The organism is Pseudofrankia coriaricola, from assembly GCF_032027725.1.
GTDB lineage: Bacteria > Actinomycetota > Actinomycetes > Frankiales > Frankiaceae > Pseudofrankia.
In genome coordinates, this window is record NZ_JASNFO010000027.1 from 45,715 (window position 1) to 62,237 (window position 16,523).

The following is a 16,523-nucleotide window of genomic DNA, read 5'->3' on the forward strand; positions in this document are numbered from 1 at the left end:
TCGGGCAAGGTCCGGACGGACGCTAGATCGACTGCCCCGGTGTGCACGTCGGCCGCGATGGCGACGTTGGCTACCCCAGCCAGGTGATCCGGAACGGGGTCATCCCTGCGATGTAGGCGCACGATGTAGCGCCCTGCTCACCTGGGTGGATGTCGCGGGTGCCCGGCCTTGCCACACTGATGCGGTGAACCGGACAGCGAGCACCCAGGGCCGGCGCGAGGAGGACGCGAGACCGCCGCGGGCCGCGGGCCACCGGCCGCGCGTCGCCTCCTGGCACCGGTTCGCCGGGACGGCCCCCGCCGGATCGGGGCGATGGACGGCGATCGCGGGCCGCCTGCGTGGCGGCGCCGCGGAACTACGCGGGACCACCGTCCAGCGGCCGTCCCTCTCCCCCTGGGCCTGGCTCGCCGATGTGATCCTGGCGCTCGCCCTGGCCACGGCGACGGCCGCGGCCGCGAGGAAGTACCGGGGCGACGGGCTGGTCATCGTGCCAGGCAGGCTCATACCGCCGGACAGGCTCGCGCCGCTGTTGCCCCCCGACGCGCCGCTGCTGCCCCCCGACCCGCCGGCGCCGCCCGCCGCGCCCGGCGGCGACTACTCCGTGGTCACCCTCGTGACGCACGACGGTGGCCACGTCTGGTGGCTGGTCCTGGCGGCGGCCCTGACCGCGGCGCCGCTGGTCGTCCGCCGCCGCTACCCGCTGGCGGCGTTCGGCGCCACGATCGGCTCGGTGCTGCTGTTCCGCCTGTACGCGGGTGACCAGATGGCGGGCGAGTTCCTGTTCGCCTCCTGCGTCATCGCCGGCTACAGCGCCGCGCGGTACAGCCCTTACCGAGCGGGCGCGCTGGCTGCCGTGGCAGTGTGCGCGACTTTGATCGCCCCGCTCGAGTTCCGCGGTTTCCTGGAAATCAGGTCGATCTATTTTCCGCTTCTCGTGCTGGTGCCGATTGGTATCGCGGCCAACACCATCCATACCTGGAGGCAGCGGCTCGTCGCCCTGGAAGCCGAGCAGGAGGCGACGACCCGGCTGGCGGTGGAGCGGGAGCGTTCCCGGATCGCCCGCGAGCTCCACGACGTGGTGACCCACAATGTCAGCGTGATGGTGGTGCAGGCCGGCGCGGCCCGCAAGGTGCTCGAGGCGGCGCCCGGCGAGGCCCGGGAGGCGCTGCTGGCGGTCGAGGCCGGCGGCCGCGCCGCGATGGCCGAGCTGCGCCATGTGATGGGCCTGCTCACCATGGCGGGCGACGGGCCGGACCCGGCGGGCACGGCGGACCTCGCGCCACAGCCCGGTCTCGACCAGGTAGCGGCGCTCGCCAGCCGGGTCCGCGACACCGGCGTGCCCGTCGAGCTGACCGTGACCGGAGCTCCGGTTCCGCTGCCGGTGGGTGTGGACCTGGCCGCCTACCGGGTCGTGCAGGAGGCGCTGACCAACACGGTCAAGCACGCCGCCGGCGCCCACGTCGCGATCACCATCGCCTACGCGGCCGACGCCCTGCGGGTCGAGGTGACCGACACCGGCGGCGTCGCCACGGCGCCGGCCGGGACGGGCAGCGGCCGCGGGCTGATCGGCCTGCGCGAGCGGCTCGCCGTCTACGGGGGCACCCTTCGGGCGGGGAAACGCCCCACCGGCGGCTACCGGGTCCGGGCCGTGATTCCGGTGGAGGAGGGGTGACCGGGCCGCCGCGGGTCGTCGTCGCGGACGACCAGGCACTGGTCCGCTCCGGGTTCAGGATGATCCTCGCCGCCGACGGGATCGACGTCGTCGCGGCGGTCGCCGACGGCGCACAGGCCGTCGACGCGGTCCGCCGCACCCGCCCCGACGTCGTGCTCATGGACATCCGGATGCCGCAGATGGACGGGCTGGAAGCCACCCGGCGGATCCTCGCCGGCCGACCGACCGATCCGGCAACCGACCCTGCGACCACCCCGGCAACCGCCCCGCGGGTCATCATGCTCACCACGTTCGATCTCGACCGCTACGTCTACGCGGCGCTGACCGCCGGGGCCAGCGGCTTCCTGCTCAAGGACGTGAGCCCCGAGCATCTGGTCGCCGCGGTCCGGCTGGTCCGCTCGGGCGACGCCCTGCTCGCCCCCGCCATCACGCGCCGCCTCGTCGAGCGCTTCGCCTCCCGGGACGACCGGGCCGTGGGCCTGCACCGCGACCTGGCCGCGCTCACCCGCCGCGAGCTCGAGGTCCTCGAGCTCCTGGCCAGGGGCCTGAGCAACGCCGAGCTCGCCGTACGGTTCCAGCTCAGCGAGGCGACCGTGAAGACCCATGTGGCGCGCATCCTGTCCAAGCTCCAGGTACGCGACCGCGCGCAGGCCGTCATCGTGGCCTACGAGACGGGACTGATCACCCCAGGCGTCGGCCGCGCCGACTCGTGACGCCGATCCTCCGAGAACCCGCGCGGTTCGCCCCGGCCACGCCGCCAGGTCAGACACCCGTCCCGGACGCGCTGGCACCCGGCGCCTTCCCGGCGACCTGCTCGAGCACCTCCCGCAGCGCGGCCCGTACGGACTCGTCGCCGATCAGCCCGTCCGGCCCCACCGCGTCCCGCGGCACGAAGATCCGCACCGGGCCCGGCGCCACGACGGCCGCGCCGACATAGCCCAACACGGTGGCGAGCGTGGCGTCCGCCCCGCCCCCTCGGCCCTCGGCGGCCACGTTGACCCAGGCGACCGGCTTGCCATAGAGCTCGCCGCCGCCGACCGTCCAGTCGAGGAGGTTCTTCAGGCCGCCCGGCAGCGATCCCGCGTACTCCGGGGTGCAGAACAGCACCGCGTCCGCCGCGCCGACGCGCCGCCGCAGCTCGGTCACAGCCGGGTGGGCCGCCTCGTCACCGTCGGGGACGAAGGCCGGCAGCCCCGCCAGGCCCTGGTAGAGATCCGCAACGACGCCGGCGGGAGCGACCGCCTGGGCGGTGCGCAGCGCGGCGGTGTTCGTCGAGCCGTCGCGCGTGCTCCCGGACACGAGCAGGATCCTCGTCTCGACACCCACCGCCACGCTCCTTCGCCTTCGCCGCCTCTGGTGCAAGGTTCTCCCTCGTACGGCCAACACGAGCCCCGATCTCGTTACTCCGGTTCTCGGCGCGGGCCTCGGGCACGTCGAGCGCGGGAGACAAGCCACACCAGCGGCACTCCGCCGGAACATGTTTTCCCTACTCGCCGGCATGTGTTCGCCATTCCGGCCGCTGACGCTCGACGGCCGTTCCAGCTCCGGTTAATCTCCAATTTCAGGAGGGGATCCTTAGCGCCGGCTGTTTGCGGCGTTCTGGCCAGGAAGGCATTTCTGGTGTCCCCTTTTTCTGCCGCCACCGCGCCGTTGCGGCGCGCACTGCTGGGCGCCGCGACGGCGACGGCCATCGCCGCGGCCATCGCGGGCTGCCAGCTCCCTTTCGCAGGCGGGCCGGCCCAGCCAGCGCCGCCGGCCCGGACCAGCGCCGCCACCGCGGCACCGGTACCGACGGCCACCACCGCCCAGCCGTCTACCGGTGACGCGACGTTCACGGCGGCACCATCGCCGTCGGCCAGCCCGTCGGCGACGACGCCGACCTCGCAGACAAGGCCCGCCACGTCCACGCGTCCCGCGGCGCCGCCCGCCACCAGCCCGGCCTCGCGCCCGGCACCCGTACCGGTGGGGGCGGGGCGCATCAGGCCCGGCGTCGTCTACTCCGGCCCGGCGACGCACTACGACGCGGACGGCGGCGGCAACTGCATGTTCGACCGGCTGAACGATCCCGCCATGCCGGTGGTCGCGATGAACGAGCTGGACTACGAGAACGCCCGCGCCTGCGGCGCCTACATCGAGGTCAAGGGGCCGGGCGGGAGCACCGTTGTGAAGGTCACCGACCGGTGCCCGGAATGCGGCGCCGGTCATGTCGACCTGAGCCCGCAGGCGTTCGAGCGGATCGCGGGCGGCGTCCCGGGGCAGGTCAACGTCACCTGGCGGCTGGTCAGCCCGGCCAGCCTCGGCCCCGTGCAGTACCAGATCAAGGACGGATCGTCGGCATACTGGCTGGCCATCCAGGTCCGCGACCACCGCAACCCGGTCGTCTCGCTCGAGGTGCGTGTGAACGGGTCGTGGGTCGCCCTCGGACGCGAGATGTGGAACTACTTCGTCGCGCCCCAGGGACTCGGCCCGGGGCCGTTCACCGTAAGGATCACCGATCTGTACGGCGAGCAGCTCGTCCATACGGTGAACCTGGCGCCCTCGGCCGTGCAGACGACCAACAGTCAGTTCGCCCAGCACTGAGCACGGTCACCGCGCGGCCGTCACCGGGACGACAGGTCCTCACCGCGCGCAGAGCTCGGGCACGACTCTCGCGCGGGGCTCATGCAAGCTACTGAGGCGGATCGGACGGCGGTGGGACCCGGCTGTCAGGCCTGGGGCCCACGGTCGGCTGACCGTCGGGCCCGAAACTGACGACCAGTCGGGCGCGTTCCGCGAGCAGGGCCTTCTCCCGTTCGCGCATCGCGGTCGCGCCGGCGAAGTCGCCGGCGTCGAGGGCGGCGTCCTTCGCCGCCCTCGCCTGGTTGAGCTGTGCGGCGATCCTCCGCGCCTTCATGTTGGCCTCGGCCAAGACGGACTGTGGCGTGATGGTTGCCGGGGCCGGCGCCACTTCCGCCGGCGCGGCGACGATGGCGTCGAGAGCGCGGCGGCGGGCCTCCTCGAGGTCGATGCCGACGCGGTAGAGGACCTCGGCGGCGACACCCGAGCGCTCGGCCAGCAGCCCGAGCAGGAGGTGCCCGGAGTCGACGTAGGTGTGGCTGAGCAGCAGGGACTCACGCAGCGAGGTCTCCAGGACGTGCTTCGCGCGGGGGGTGAACGGGATGTGCGTCATCGACGCGGGCTCGGTCACTCCGACGACCGCCTCGACCGCGGCCCGGGCGTCGGCCAGTGTCAGGCCGAACGAGGCCAGGGCGACGCCCCCGGGCCCGGCCTCCTCGTGCACCAGGCCGAGCAGCAGGTGCTCCGTGCCGATCCTGTCGTGGCCGAGCGCCTTTGACTCCTCCTGCGCGAGGACGACGGCACGCCGGGCACTGTCGGTGAATCTCTCGAACATCGGCGGTCCCCTAGACGTATCCGTATTCCCCCCGTTCCAGGTTAGATCGTCACGCCAGACGGCGCTGGCGTGGTCAATGAGGCGCAGGAACAGCTGGGTGACACCCGGTTCTCAGCGGAACCTCCTGGGAGAGCCCAGCTGGGCTTGACCTCGGTCGATGAGCGGAATTGTGTGTGGTCATGGTCGAGACAAACGTGGCTCAACGGATGTGGCGGCTGTTCGAGCCGGTGCACGCCGTCACCTACTTCGCGCCAGCCAGCCTGGCGGCGTGGGAGGACGCCGGGCTGCGGGGCTACTGGCGCGGGTACTTCGCCGGCCGGACGGCACCGCTGGGGCCGGTCGAGGCGGGGCCGGTCGTCGGCGCCTTCTTCGGGTTCGCGCCCGCCATGGTCGCCAGGGCGCTGCCGGACGTCTGGACCCGGATCTCCCCGGAGAAGGCGCTGGCCGTCCGGCTCGACGGCGCCCGCGCTGCGCTCAGCCCGCTGGTCGCCGGGACCGGCGCGGACGACCTCGCGGAGCTGGCCGCGCTGCTGCGGTCCACGGTCGACCGGACGCCCGTCGCCGGCCGGGTGCTCGGCGCCGCGAACGCCGCGCTGCCCTGGCCCGACGACCCACTCGGCGCCATCTGGCACGCCGCCACCATCCTGCGGGAGCACCGCGGCGACGGGCACGTCGCCGCCCTGGTCACCGCCGGTCTCGACGGCCCCGAGAGCCTCGTCTGGCGCGTCAGCATGGGCGGCACCGACCGCGCCTTCTACCAGCAGATCCGCGGCTGGACCGACGACGAGTGGGACGCCGCGGCCGACCGGCTGCGGGCTCGCGGCTGGCTGACGACCTCTCAGATCGCCGATCCGAGAGGGACCCCGGCCGCCGGCGCGCCGACCGAGGCCGCGCTGGCCGCCGCCCGCGATCTGGAGGCGACGACGGATCGCCTCGCGAGCCCGGCCTGGGACGCGCTCGGCCCTGCCGCCGTCGACCGCGCCGCCGCGCTGCTGGCCCCGGTCGCCCAGGCCGCGGCCACACTGCTGATGTGGCCCAACCCCGTCGGCGTCCCCGACCCGCGTGCCGCCAATGTCCACTGACACGCACAGGTGTCGGCCGACACGCCACATCACCGTCATCGGCTGACGTCGTCCGGGAACTGATGTCGCGCGTCCCGGCACCGGCACGAACGGCGGAAGCCCCGGAATCGGCGCGACGCTCCGCTGAGACCGACGAGCGCGGCGCGGCGGGACCAGGCCCGCGCCGCGAGGCTCCGGTCTCAGCAGGCCTCGCGGACCCTTGCCTCCGGCGACCGATCGCTGTCGCGGGTGCCCGCGACAGCCGCCGGCGCGGCCGGGCGGCGATGCGGACTCACGCTGGGTGGCCGCCGCCGTCCCGCGGGGCGGCGGCGCTGAACGGGCCGTTCGAGCAGGTAGTACGACGCGGCCGCGAGTGCCACCGAGATGGCGCCGACGACCAGGATCGCCGGCCACCGGCCGAGTGCGCCGGTCAGGTCGTCGCCCCAGTGGGCGACCACCGGAAAGTGCCAGAGATAGAAACCGTAGGAAATCCGGCCGAGCCAGGCCAGCGGCCGCGCGGCGAGGGCGCGGAACAGCCAGCTCGCCGTCGTCCCCTGCTCCACCGCGAGGATGACGGCGCCGGCAAGCAGCGCGACGACGGTGTAGCCGCCGTAGGACAGCGAAGTCGGCCGTGGGCCCCAGCCGTTCGGCGCGGTCACCGTCGCCACGGCCAGCAGCACGAGCGCGGCCGGGCCGACCACGGGCAGGACGGTCCTGACGCGGTCAAGGCGACGCTGCCACGCGAGCACCGCGACCGCGCCGCCCTCCCCGTCCACGCCGCGCCGGGCCGCTCGCAGCCAGGCGGCCAGCGCGCAGCCGACCAGCAGCGCGTCCGCGCGGGTGTCCAGCGCGAAGTACGTCCGTGTACCGGACGCTCCGAACGCGATCAGAACGTCGCGCCACACCATGACGGCGGCCACCCCGCCCAGCAGGACCATGGGCAGCCGGCGGGCGAGCCGCGGCCGGCGGCACAGGGCGAGCAGCGCCAGCGGCCAGAGCAGATAGAACTGCTCCTCCAGCGACAGCGACCAGGTGTGCCCAAGCCAGCCGGCCCCCGTGCTCTGGCTCACCACCTGGGAGTAGTCGTTCACATACAGCATCGAAGCGGCCAGGCTGTGGAGAAACTCGGACCGCTCGCCCGCCGTGCCGATGCCCAGGAGCACGACCACCGTGACGCCCACGAGGGCCAGGAGCCAGAACGCGGGCATCAGCCGGTAGGCGCGCCGGACGTAGAACCGCGCGAGGGACACCCCGCCGGTCCGGTCCCGTTCGGTCAGCAGCTGTCCGGTGATCAGGAATCCGCTGAGCACGAAGAACACGTCGACGCCCAGGTAGCCGCCGGGCAGCGAGTCCATGTGGAACACGAGCACGCAGAGCACCGCGAGCGCCCGGATGCCGTCCAGCGCGGGGTTGTAACCGCCAGTCCTGACGCCGCCCCGCTCGCGGGCTCCGGCTGTCCGAACGGCCTGCCCACGGGGGCCGGCTGGGCTGGTCGGACCGGCTGGCTGGAGGCCCGGGCGCGACTGGTGGGGCAGCCTCGACTGGCCGGGCAGCCGCGGCGGCGCCGGGCCGGCCAGCAGGGTCCCCGCCCGGGTGTCCTCGGCCGCCGGGCGGCTGCGCGCCACCGCGTTCACGCGGCGCTGCCCGCGTTCCGAGTCGTGTCCGTGCTCCGCCATCCGCACTCCCCTCAGAACTGTCGGACTGCCCACTTACTGGCCGTTTGTACCCTTCTATCCCGCTAGCCTTGGGGTCGCCTGTCAGGCGGGCCTGGCGTCCGCGACGGCGGCACTGACCGTGGGCAACCGAGACGCTACTCAAAGGACTCGTCGATGCCCGCCCACCGATGTGGGCCGAGCCGCCATGGATCACACCGATCCCTCGCCCTCGATCAACCGACGACGCGGGCAGCCGATGACGCGGCGATCAGTCGGGCACCAGGTAGGCGGCGCTGGCGGGGCTCTTCCGGACTCGGCCTACCAGCGGGCGAACGAATCGCCAGAGCTGGCCTGGGGCGGCTGCTGCCGGCGGAGACAGGGAGCCTGGTCGTAACGACGCGCGACGCCCACGCCGACGCCGACGCCCCAATCCCAGGCGGGCTGTGACATTGGGCGGCGAAGGAGATGCGCAACCGTCGGCGGTCTCGCCCACGGAGCCACCGACCGGGAGCGCCACGGGCAAACGATCTCGGTACCCGTGGATACGCCGTCGCGAGGTCACCGCCCGGCACTGGAACTCACGGCGCGTTCATTCGCGTGACCGCGCTCGCGTCGAGAGCCTCGGCCTCGTCCAGGAGGCGAGCATGGCGATGTTCAACATCGCCCGGTCCCGCACGCCGCCGGCCGCGCGACCGTCGCCAGCACCAGGCAACCCCGCTCATGGCAGCGTCGGCTGGTCGGCGCGGTGTCCACGGGTCGGGCATCGCCCGTGGTCGCCTTACCTCGGCTCGGATATCCGCACCTCGGATATCCGAGCCATATCTCCCGGTTAGCCCCGGATGACGTCCTCAACGGTGGTCGCCGTGACCGCACGACGGAGCCACAGGTCCAGCTGGTCCGTGTCGGCGCAGGCCAGGATCCGCTCGCGGATCGCGTCGGGCACCGGCACGGCGCGGCTCTCCAGAACCAGCAGCACGGACCTCGCCTCGCCGCGAGCCTCGCCGCGAGCCTCGCCGCGAGCGTCGGCCTCGTTGAGCATCTCGTCGTTGTACCGCTTGCCGACAGCCGTGGTCATGACAAACGCCTCCCATCGGGCCCGGGCCGGTTCGGGCAGACTGCCCACGGTCACGTTATGGTAAAAGATCTTCGCGCTCGGTTCCAACGTCACCGTCGCCAAGCAGTTCGTTCTGCACCCAGTCGGGCAGGGACTGGTCGAGCCGGAGCAGCTCGAGCGGCGTCTCGTGGGCGGAGGTGGGCATACCGCCACCATGCCTGATGGGTCCGACAGGTCTGGTTCGGGTGGTGAACCCCCCGATTGACCCCGCGGCGGCCACCAGCGCGAAAAACAGTGGCCCACGCCGGCGGCGGTGCCCGACCATTCCCTGGCAGGAATTGTCGCTGTCCGCGCCGGTCGTGAGCATCAGCCGCATGGACATCGGTGTGCTGCTTCCGACCGGGGCCGCCCAGTGGGGCGCGGACGGCGACCCTCGAGAACTCGTCGCCTTCGGCCGCCAGGCCGAACGCCTGGGATTCTCCTCGCTCTTCGTCAACGACTCCCTGATCAGCCCGCGCATCGAGGCGCTGACGATGCTGGCCGCGCTCGCCCCGGCGACCGAGACCGTGACCCTGGGAACAGGCGCGTTGCTGCCGTTCCTTCGCAGGCCGATCCAGGCCGCACAGTCCCTGGCGTCGATCGACCTGCTGTCCAGCGGGCGGCTCACGGTGGCCGTGGGGGCGGGCTTCCCCGGCCGTTTCGGGCGACTGTTCTACACCCTGTCCGAGGTGCCGTGGGGACGGCGCTTCGCCCGGCTGGACGAGACGGTCGCGTTGTGGCGGGCGCTGTGGAACGGCGCCAGCTCCTTCCACGGCGAAATCCTCAGGTTCGACGACCTCCCGCCCGCGACCAGGCCGTTCCAGGCAGGCGGCCCGCCGATCTGGCTCGGCGGCGCGACCCCGGCCGCGCTGGCCCGCGCCGGCCAGATGTACGACGGGTGGCTGCCCTATCCGCCGGACCCGGCCGACTACGCGTCCGGGCTGCGGGATGTTCGCGCGGCGGCGGCCGACGCCGGCCGTGCCGCCGAGGACATCACACCCGCGCTGTTCGTCTCGGTACGGATCGACGAGGACGTCGAGAGCGGCCGCCGGACCCTGGACGACTACGCGCGGGCCACCTACGGGATGCCGCTGGCGGAGTTGGAAAAGATCCAGGCGGTGGTCACCGGCTCCGCCGACCAGGTTCTGGCGGGCCTGGCCCGGTACGTCGCCGCTGGCGCGCGCCACATCGTCGCCCGCCTGGGTGCCCTGGACCTGCGCTCCCAGCTCGACCAGCTCGAGCGGATCGGCGCCCTGATCCCCGCCATTGCGCGGTCCTGAGCTCAGCGCGGCGCGAACCTGTCGCCGTCGCGGCTGATGCGCATGGCCCGCTCGCCGCCGAAATGGGCGGGGATGACCAGGGCGTTCCCGTCGGCGGCCTGGCCGAGAACCCGCTGACGGGTCCGCGCCGCCTGCCGCGGGTCGTGGCAGAAGCAGCTGGACACCCGCGGCTCCCAGAACTGGGCGGGGCTGTGCACGAGATCCCCGGCGAGGATCGCCCGCTCGCCGGCCGACTCCACGCTGACGATCCCGGTGCCGGGGGTGTGACCGGGCGCGAGGTCGATGCGCAGGTTCTCGTCGATGGTGTGGCTGTTGTCCCAGATCTCGGCCTGGCCGGCTAGGGGATCAGCCGCCGCGTGCTGACCAGGACCCTGCGCGTCCTGGAGGCCGAGAGATACATCCTTCGCGCGACGCTCGGAGACAGGCCCGTCCGGGTCGAGTACTCCCTGACCGAGCGCGGGCTCTCCCTGCGCGAACAACTCCTCCTGCTCGGCCGGTGGGCCGTCGACCGCCACGAGAGTGACGCGCGCACGGCCGCTCAGAGATAGCTCCTCGGCCCGAAACGACCCGGTTCAGGCGACCCTCAGCGTGCGTTTGAGACGTAGGGGTCGCGCAGCGGCTGCGAGGTGTGGGCGGTGCGGATCGTCCGTTCGGCCTCGGCCGCGGAGCCCGCGGCGACGTAACGCTGGGTACGGCCGTGTCCGATCTCCTCGATCAGTCCGGCGGCTTTGAGGCCCTGTAGGTCTCGTATCGCCTGGTCACGAGTCAGTCCCTCGTCACGGGCGTATGTCGCCCGGCGAGCGCCTTCTGGGCGGGTCGCGGCGTAGAGGGCGGCGACCGACCGCTCTCCCAACCTGGCCGCGGCGACCTGGTCGGCCAGGATTCGCCAGACCTCGGCCGCCAGGTCGAGCCGCCGCTGGACGAGTTGTGCCCGCAGATGATGTGCGCGCAGGCAGAACCGGACCCAGCCGTGGGCGTCCCGCCCCGGCAGGTAGCTTCCACCCTGTGTTTCGGTCAACGCCACGTAGTACATCGCCGTGTTGTGCGGCGACGAGCCGAGCCATTCCTCGATGCTGGCGAACTCGGGAGCCAGGATCAGCTCTCGCGTGAGCACCAGCGTCTGCAGGCAGCGTGCCATCCGGCCGTTGCCGTCGCGCCACGGATGAATGCTGACCAGGTTCAGATGCGCCATCGCCGCTCGGACAACAGCCGGGGCGTCAGGGTCGCCTTCCTGAAGCCAGGCGCAGAACTCGTCCATCAGCTCCGGAACCTGCGCCGCGTCCGGCCCGGTGTAGACGGGCGGGTTGTCCGGCGCGCCGGCGACCCAGACCGGGCCGAGTCGGTACCGGCCGGGCGACCGGTCGAGCTCGCCACGAAGCATCATGAAATGTAGCGCCGACAGCAGCATGGGGTGATAGCTGAACACCTCGAACCTTGCCGTCTGGAGCACATAGGTCAGGGCGTCCGCGTAACCCGTGACGGCTTCCCGGGTCTGCCGGTCGTGCGGGTTCGGCATCTCCTCGCCGGCCACGACGGCCTCCGCGTCGGCAACCTCGACGGTGTAGCCCTCGATCGTGTTCGAGCCCCGGATCGCCCCCGCTATCAGGCTCCGCCGCAGCTGCCCCAGCCAGCGCCTCGGCTCGCCTACCTGATGGCGCAGATCGACGCGGAACCGCTCGAGCTCTGTGAGGACCCGCTCATCGGCCGCGTCGATCTCTGGCACGCGAAACAACATACGACGATGCTACGCGCCTCGTAGCATCGTCCGCCGCATCTGACTCTGGTCACCGAGCTACCGCGCCGCACGACGGCGACGGCCGGGCCACCGCAACCGCCCAGTCCGCGCCGACGAGGAGACAAAGAGGCAAAGAGGCAAAGAGGTAGTTGCTATCACTCGCGGCCAGCCTCTTGGTCTCGTCGAACCACGACACCGCGGGCGGGCACCTGAGCATCGGCCGACGGTAGGTGTGCTGGTTCACTCCTGGTGGCACGGTTCGGCACCAGGCTCGTCCGCCTCACCGGCAACCGCCGCGGGGCTGGAGCACGCACGGCAGATGTCGGCGAAGACGTCGACGAACGGTCGGTCGTCGACCGTGCGCCAGACGACGGCCAGTTCGCTGGGCGGCAGTCCGCTGACCGGCCGGCAGATGACGTCATCGCGGTGGTAGATCTTGGCGTTGCCCGCGGAAAGCAGGGTGATCCCTGCTCCGGAGGCGACCGCTTCGAACGACTCCTCGGCGGTCTCGGCCTCCCCCGCGATGACGGCTGGGGACTGCCGGGCCGACGCCCCGAGCCAGAAGTCCCGCTGGGCGCCAGCCGTCCTCGGCAACGCGATGAAGGGCTCGTCGGCGAGCTCGGCGAAGGGCACCGCGGGCCGGCCCGCCAGCCGGTGACGAGGCGCGAGCGCGACCCAGACGTCCTCGCGGGCCACGACCCGCCAGGAAAGCGCGCCCGTGTCGGGCACCGGTAGCCAGGCGATCGCGACGTCCACCTCGCCGCCTGCCAGGCCAACGGTGGGGTCGGCCCAGGAGACCTGACGGAAGACCAGCTTCCAGCCGGGAAGCCGCTGTCGCATCCGCGAGGTGACGGCTGGGATGAGCCCGCGACCGATCCGCGTCTGAAATCCCACCCGCACCGTCGTTCCGGCCTGGGCCGACGCCGCCGACACCGCGAGCAGCGCCGCCTCCCAGTCCTCGGTGAGCCGCCGGGCAAGCGGCAGCAGGGCCTCTCCGGCCGGGGTCAGCCGGACCGTCCGCCGGTCCCGATCAAACAGCACAATCCGCAACGACCGCTCCAGGTGGCGGATCTGCTTGCTCAGGGCCGGCTGGGAGATGAACAGCCGCTGGCTCGCCGCCCGGGTGAAGCTCTGCTCCTCGGCGACGCAGAAGGCACGCGAAGTAGTCTTTAAATATGACGAGGTTGGACGGGATGCGACTCGGCCTGTACCGCCGGTATTCGCTGCTTGTCGGTGGAGACGACGCACTAGAGCGTCAGGACGAGGACGGCCAGGACTACGCCGCAGAGTTCGGTGGCGAAGTCGTGAAGACCTACGAGGACAAGAAGAGCGCGTGGCGTAAGAAGCGGATCGTGCAGCCTGACGGCCGGGTGATCCTTCGCGTGATCCGGCCTGACTACGCGAACATGCTCGCCGATCTTCGCGCCGGAGTCATCGACGGCGCGGTGGTCTACGACCTGGACAGGCTTACGCGCGACCTCCGCGACCTGGAAGACGCCATCGAGGTAGTGGAGCTTTACGGCCGTCCGATCGTCGGCCCCGGTGTGGACCTGACGACCGACCACGGCCGAGCGAACGCCCGCGCGCAGGCCGTCTCCGCGAACAAGGCGAGTCAGGACACGTCACGGCGCGTCAAGCGAGCGCACCGCCAGCAGGCCGAACGTGGCGTACCGGTGGGGTCACGCCGTCCGTTCGGCTGGAAGGCCGACAAACGGACGTTGGAACCGGTCGAAGCCGAGGCGCTGCGCGTCGCCGTCCGCCGGATCATCCAGGGCGTACCGCCCGCCGCGATCATCCGCGAGTGGGACGAAGCCGGTTTTCTGAGCGCCACCGGAGTCCGCTGGCGTAAGGCCACGCTGATGAAGATCCTTCGGAATCCGCGCCTGTGTGGCCTGCGCGGCCGGGGCGTGCAGACACCAAACGAACACGGCCAGGTATCCGAGCGGATGGAAGTCGTGACCCGTCGGGTCCGCAGGGATGGCCAGGTCGTCACCGAACCGGTCACCGGCCAGTGGGAACCGATCATCAGCGTGTCCGAGTGGGAAACGCTCACCGCCGTCATCGGGGACCACACGACCGCCGCCCGAGGGTCAAACGCTCGCCGCTACCTGCTCACGGCCATTCTGCGATGCGGCCTGTGTGGGGGCGGGATGCGCTGCTCCCCGCCGTCCGGAACCCGCACGTCACCCACCTACCAGTGCGCGGGGGTCCTCAATGGTGGGTGCGGCAAGGTCGCACGCAACGGGCCGCTGACCGAACGACACGTGTTGGCCGCCGTCTTCGCGAAGATCGAACTAGAGACCGCGCAGGCTGTCGCCGATATCGCCCCGTGGGGCCGACAGGCCGAGCTCGACGAGGTTAAGGCCACGATCGCCGCGACGAACGCCGCATGGACGGCCCGCCCGCGTCAGATCGACCCGCAGGACTATTTCAGCGTCCTGCCCGACCTACGGGAACAGGAACGCGAACTGGTCGCCGATCGCAACGCCTACCAGGTCGCAGCCGCCAAGGCCCGTTCTCGCCCGGCGGACATCGAGGCCGAGTGGGAGACCTACACGTTGGCACACCAGCGCGCGATCATCGCCGAGCACCTACGCGCGGTGGTCGTGCACCCGGCAGGCAAGGGCAGACGGCCGTTCAACCCGGATCTGTTGGAGCTGGTCTGGCGCGACTAGCCGCCGTCCCCGTCGGCCAGGACCATACCGAGCAGACCCGCCACCCGGGCCCGCTTCTGCGCCGACCACGCCGGAGCCTTCGCAGCCTGCACACGGCCCCAGGCACGAGCATCCGCCGACAGCACACCCCCGCCGGACGACCCGCCCCGCAGTGGGCCGTCATTCGGCGGCTGGCGGTCCCACCCACCCACCCCCACCGGCGTGGACACACCATCCGCAGCCACAACCGGGGCAGGAACCGGGGCAGGAACCGGGGCAGGAACCGGGGCAGGAACCGGGGCAGGAACCGGGGCAGGAACCGGGGCAGGAACCGGGGCAGGAACCGGGGCAGGAACCGGGGCAGGAACCGGGGCAGGAACCGGAATCGAACCTTCGGTGCTCACCGCGTCGGCGGCCAAGTGCCCCGTGCCGTCCGTAGCGCCTGAGGCGTCGTCCAGGTCGAACGGCAGGGCGATTTCTCCCGCGAGCCGTCCGGCAGGTCGCTGCCTCACGGGTCCGTCCCCGCGTCACCGCCACCGGCGGATGGGTCGCGACCACGTCCGGCATAGCGCCACTGCCCGATGACCTCCGTTTGCGGATCGCCGTCGGGGCGGCCGAACTCATCGAGGACGACCGGCGATCCGTCGCCGTCCAGGCCGAGGGCACGGCCGCCCAGTGCCGCCGCGAGCAGCCGTGACCAGCGCCGCCGCACCCCGCGTAGCTGGCGGAAGGTGGTGGAGTATTTCCGCGATTTGGTGAGCCAGTGGCCGCCGAAGCCGAACGAGTGTGACCAGCGGATGAGCCCGGATACTCGGCCTGCTGGCCGTCCTGCTGCCGCATCCAGCGCTTCCGCGAAGGCCCGGTCGGTGCCGAGGCGCCAGCACGTTTCCACGAGCCGCTTTGTGTGTTCGCGCAGGCCGAGGCGGGCGAGGTGGCGCAGTGACCGGACCGGCCCGTTCAGTGCCCCCGAGTCGGTGACGGATTTGGTCAGGTATTTGGCCAGGTAGTTGCCGACCTTGACGGCGTCGGTGTCGGAGCCGAGGCGGATGCGGCGGATGTCGACCTGTCCGCCCCAGCGCACCGCCCACCCGTCGACCGACGCGGCGACCGGCAGCGCGCCCGAGCTGTCGAACAGTGCGACCGCCGCCGGGTCGGGCGCCGCCACCGAGACCGAGGCGACGACCGCGCGTAGGCAGTCCGCGATCAGGTCCCCGTGTGCCCAGTCGGGCGGGGTGGTCGGTTCGCCGGAGGGGTCGCGGCCGTCGACCCGGACCACGACGTGCAGGTGCACCAGGCCCCGGCGTTGCATCTCCGCGACCTTGACGAACGACACCCGCACCTGACGGCGCAGTCCGGTGACGGTCAGCCCGACGGCCGAGGCCACCGCGGATTCCAACCTGTCGCGGGTGGCCTTCCACAGCGCGGGCACCATCGCGTTCCAGACCACCGCGCGGCTGTAGCCGAAGCAGCGCGCGCACAGCGGTTCCCCGAGCCGCCGGTCGTCGCCGCTGTGGCGTAGGTGGCAGGACAGCGCACGGCCGTGTTCGCAGGTCCCGCGACGCTGCCGACACACCTGGCTGTCCGCGCCTTTGCCCGCCCGGCGGGAATGGACCGGGCCGAAGGACGGGGCGGTCAGCGTGACGAACCAGGCAGGCCCGCCCGTGACCGCAGCCGCGCCGTCGGGTCCGGTGTCCAGGCCGCGCACGACGATGCGCCGCGCGTCGCGCTGGTAGAGCTTGGAGCAGTCCGGGCAGGCCGACGCCCGCCGGTTGTTACACCGCACGTGCACCGTGGGCGGGGCGGAGGCCCGCCGGATCTCACCGGTCGCCAGGTCCACATGGTCTGACCGTCCGGAAAGGCGGATCGGGCGTACGCAGCCGTCCGCCGGCTTGTCCGGGCCGGTATCCGTAGCCACAGGTCACCCCTTTGGGCGCGTCGAGGCAGCCGCGACCCGCGCGACCACCGAGGGCGCGCGGCGCAGC

The 16,523-nt window shown here is 72.2% G+C and carries 16 protein-coding genes; 7 read left to right on the forward strand and 9 right to left on the reverse strand.

Annotated features, from left to right (window positions below; translation table 11 throughout):
• Positions 1-184: 184 nt before the first annotated feature.
• On the forward strand, positions 185-1,672 hold the full coding sequence (locus QOZ89_RS15315) for a sensor histidine kinase (protein WP_241842232.1): 1,488 nt from the start codon (positions 185-187) through the stop codon (positions 1,670-1,672).
• Positions 1,669-2,385: a response regulator gene (locus QOZ89_RS15320; RefSeq protein WP_071052677.1), complete on the forward strand. Its 717-nt coding sequence runs from the start codon at positions 1,669-1,671 to the stop codon at positions 2,383-2,385. The genes QOZ89_RS15315 and QOZ89_RS15320 overlap by 4 nt, the downstream gene beginning before the upstream one ends.
• Positions 2,386-2,434: 49 nt before the next feature.
• Here QOZ89_RS15320 and QOZ89_RS15325 read toward each other — a convergent pair whose 3' ends face one another.
• Entirely contained in the window at positions 2,435-2,998 is a 564-nt protein-coding gene (locus QOZ89_RS15325) for an NADPH-dependent FMN reductase (protein WP_071052676.1), read from the reverse strand.
• Positions 2,999-3,292: 294 nt separating this feature from the next.
• Here QOZ89_RS15325 and QOZ89_RS15330 point away from each other — a divergent pair, with 294 nt between their 5' ends.
• On the forward strand, positions 3,293-4,252 hold the full coding sequence (locus QOZ89_RS15330; RefSeq protein ID WP_071052675.1) for an expansin EXLX1 family cellulose-binding protein: 960 nt from the start codon (positions 3,293-3,295) through the stop codon (positions 4,250-4,252).
• A gap of 88 nt (positions 4,253-4,340) precedes the next feature.
• On the opposite strand, the gene QOZ89_RS15335 is transcribed toward QOZ89_RS15330, so the two are convergent.
• Entirely contained in the window at positions 4,341-5,063 is a 723-nt protein-coding gene (locus QOZ89_RS15335; RefSeq protein ID WP_071052674.1) for a Clp protease N-terminal domain-containing protein, read from the reverse strand.
• A gap of 179 nt (positions 5,064-5,242) precedes the next feature.
• Here QOZ89_RS15335 and QOZ89_RS15340 point away from each other — a divergent pair, with 179 nt between their 5' ends.
• On the forward strand, positions 5,243-6,145 hold the full coding sequence (locus tag QOZ89_RS15340; RefSeq protein WP_071052687.1) for an SCO6745 family protein: 903 nt from the start codon (positions 5,243-5,245) through the stop codon (positions 6,143-6,145).
• Positions 6,146-6,324: 179 nt separating this feature from the next.
• On the opposite strand, the gene QOZ89_RS15345 is transcribed toward QOZ89_RS15340, so the two are convergent.
• From QOZ89_RS15345 to QOZ89_RS15355, 3 genes are all read right to left on the reverse strand, one after another.
• The gene (locus QOZ89_RS15345; protein ID WP_312624086.1) at positions 6,325-7,800 is read right to left on the reverse strand and encodes an acyltransferase family protein; all 1,476 of its coding nucleotides are present in this window, start codon (positions 7,798-7,800) and stop codon (positions 6,325-6,327) included.
• A gap of 808 nt (positions 7,801-8,608) precedes the next feature.
• On the reverse strand, positions 8,609-8,854 hold the full coding sequence (locus QOZ89_RS15350; protein WP_312624087.1) for a hypothetical protein: 246 nt from the start codon (positions 8,852-8,854) through the stop codon (positions 8,609-8,611).
• Positions 8,855-8,909: 55 nt separating this feature from the next.
• The gene (locus QOZ89_RS15355; protein ID WP_312624088.1) at positions 8,910-9,215 is read right to left on the reverse strand and encodes a hypothetical protein; all 306 of its coding nucleotides are present in this window, start codon (positions 9,213-9,215) and stop codon (positions 8,910-8,912) included.
• Between QOZ89_RS15355 and QOZ89_RS15360 the strand changes: the two genes are divergently transcribed.
• Positions 9,208-10,152, forward strand: coding sequence for an LLM class flavin-dependent oxidoreductase (locus QOZ89_RS15360; protein WP_312624089.1), 945 nt, complete (start codon positions 9,208-9,210; stop codon positions 10,150-10,152). The two genes, QOZ89_RS15355 and QOZ89_RS15360, sit on opposite strands and share 8 nt — an antisense overlap.
• 2 nt (positions 10,153-10,154) lie before the next feature.
• Here the strand turns inward: QOZ89_RS15360 and QOZ89_RS15365 are convergent, their stop codons facing one another.
• Positions 10,155-10,475 (reverse strand): MBL fold metallo-hydrolase, encoded by a 321-nt coding sequence (locus QOZ89_RS15365; protein ID WP_312624134.1) that lies wholly within the window; start codon positions 10,473-10,475, stop codon positions 10,155-10,157.
• 33 nt (positions 10,476-10,508) lie between these two features.
• Here QOZ89_RS15365 and QOZ89_RS15370 point away from each other — a divergent pair, with 33 nt between their 5' ends.
• The gene (locus tag QOZ89_RS15370) at positions 10,509-10,700 is read left to right on the forward strand and encodes a winged helix-turn-helix transcriptional regulator (RefSeq protein WP_312624090.1); all 192 of its coding nucleotides are present in this window, start codon (positions 10,509-10,511) and stop codon (positions 10,698-10,700) included.
• A gap of 35 nt (positions 10,701-10,735) precedes the next feature.
• On the opposite strand, the gene QOZ89_RS15375 is transcribed toward QOZ89_RS15370, so the two are convergent.
• Both QOZ89_RS15375 and QOZ89_RS15380 read right to left on the reverse strand, forming a co-directional pair.
• The gene (locus QOZ89_RS15375; protein WP_312624091.1) at positions 10,736-11,875 is read right to left on the reverse strand and encodes a Fic family protein; all 1,140 of its coding nucleotides are present in this window, start codon (positions 11,873-11,875) and stop codon (positions 10,736-10,738) included.
• Positions 11,876-12,127: 252 nt separating this feature from the next.
• Complete coding sequence (locus QOZ89_RS15380; RefSeq protein WP_312624092.1) at positions 12,128-13,135, reverse strand: LysR family transcriptional regulator; 1,008 nt, start codon at positions 13,133-13,135, stop codon at positions 12,128-12,130.
• Here QOZ89_RS15380 and QOZ89_RS15385 point away from each other — a divergent pair.
• Positions 13,081-14,562, forward strand: a complete 1,482-nt coding sequence (locus tag QOZ89_RS15385) for a recombinase family protein (RefSeq protein ID WP_312624093.1) — start codon at positions 13,081-13,083, stop codon at positions 14,560-14,562. The two genes, QOZ89_RS15380 and QOZ89_RS15385, sit on opposite strands and share 55 nt — an antisense overlap.
• 487 nt (positions 14,563-15,049) lie before the next feature.
• Here QOZ89_RS15385 and QOZ89_RS15390 read toward each other — a convergent pair whose 3' ends face one another.
• Positions 15,050-16,456 (reverse strand): replication initiator, encoded by a 1,407-nt coding sequence (locus QOZ89_RS15390; RefSeq protein WP_312624094.1) that lies wholly within the window; start codon positions 16,454-16,456, stop codon positions 15,050-15,052.
• Between the last annotated feature and the right edge of the window lie 67 nt (positions 16,457-16,523).

Bases quoted from the DNA above. Each gene is read 5' to 3' on its own strand.
- QOZ89_RS15360 (WP_312624089.1), top strand. From the start codon at position 9,208: ATGGACATCGGTGTGCTGCTTCCGACCGGGGCCGCCCAGTGGGGCGCG.
- QOZ89_RS15340 (WP_071052687.1), top strand. From the start codon at position 5,243: ATGGTCGAGACAAACGTGGCTCAACGGATGTGGCGGCTGTTCGAGCCG.
- QOZ89_RS15355 (WP_312624088.1), bottom strand. From the start codon at position 9,215: ATGTCCATGCGGCTGATGCTCACGACCGGCGCGGACAGCGACAATTCC.
- QOZ89_RS15385 (WP_312624093.1), top strand. From the start codon at position 13,081: ATGCGACTCGGCCTGTACCGCCGGTATTCGCTGCTTGTCGGTGGAGAC.
- QOZ89_RS15335 (WP_071052674.1), bottom strand. From the start codon at position 5,063: ATGTTCGAGAGATTCACCGACAGTGCCCGGCGTGCCGTCGTCCTCGCG.
- QOZ89_RS15345 (WP_312624086.1), bottom strand. From the start codon at position 7,800: ATGGCGGAGCACGGACACGACTCGGAACGCGGGCAGCGCCGCGTGAAC.
- QOZ89_RS15350 (WP_312624087.1), bottom strand. From the start codon at position 8,854: ATGACCACGGCTGTCGGCAAGCGGTACAACGACGAGATGCTCAACGAG.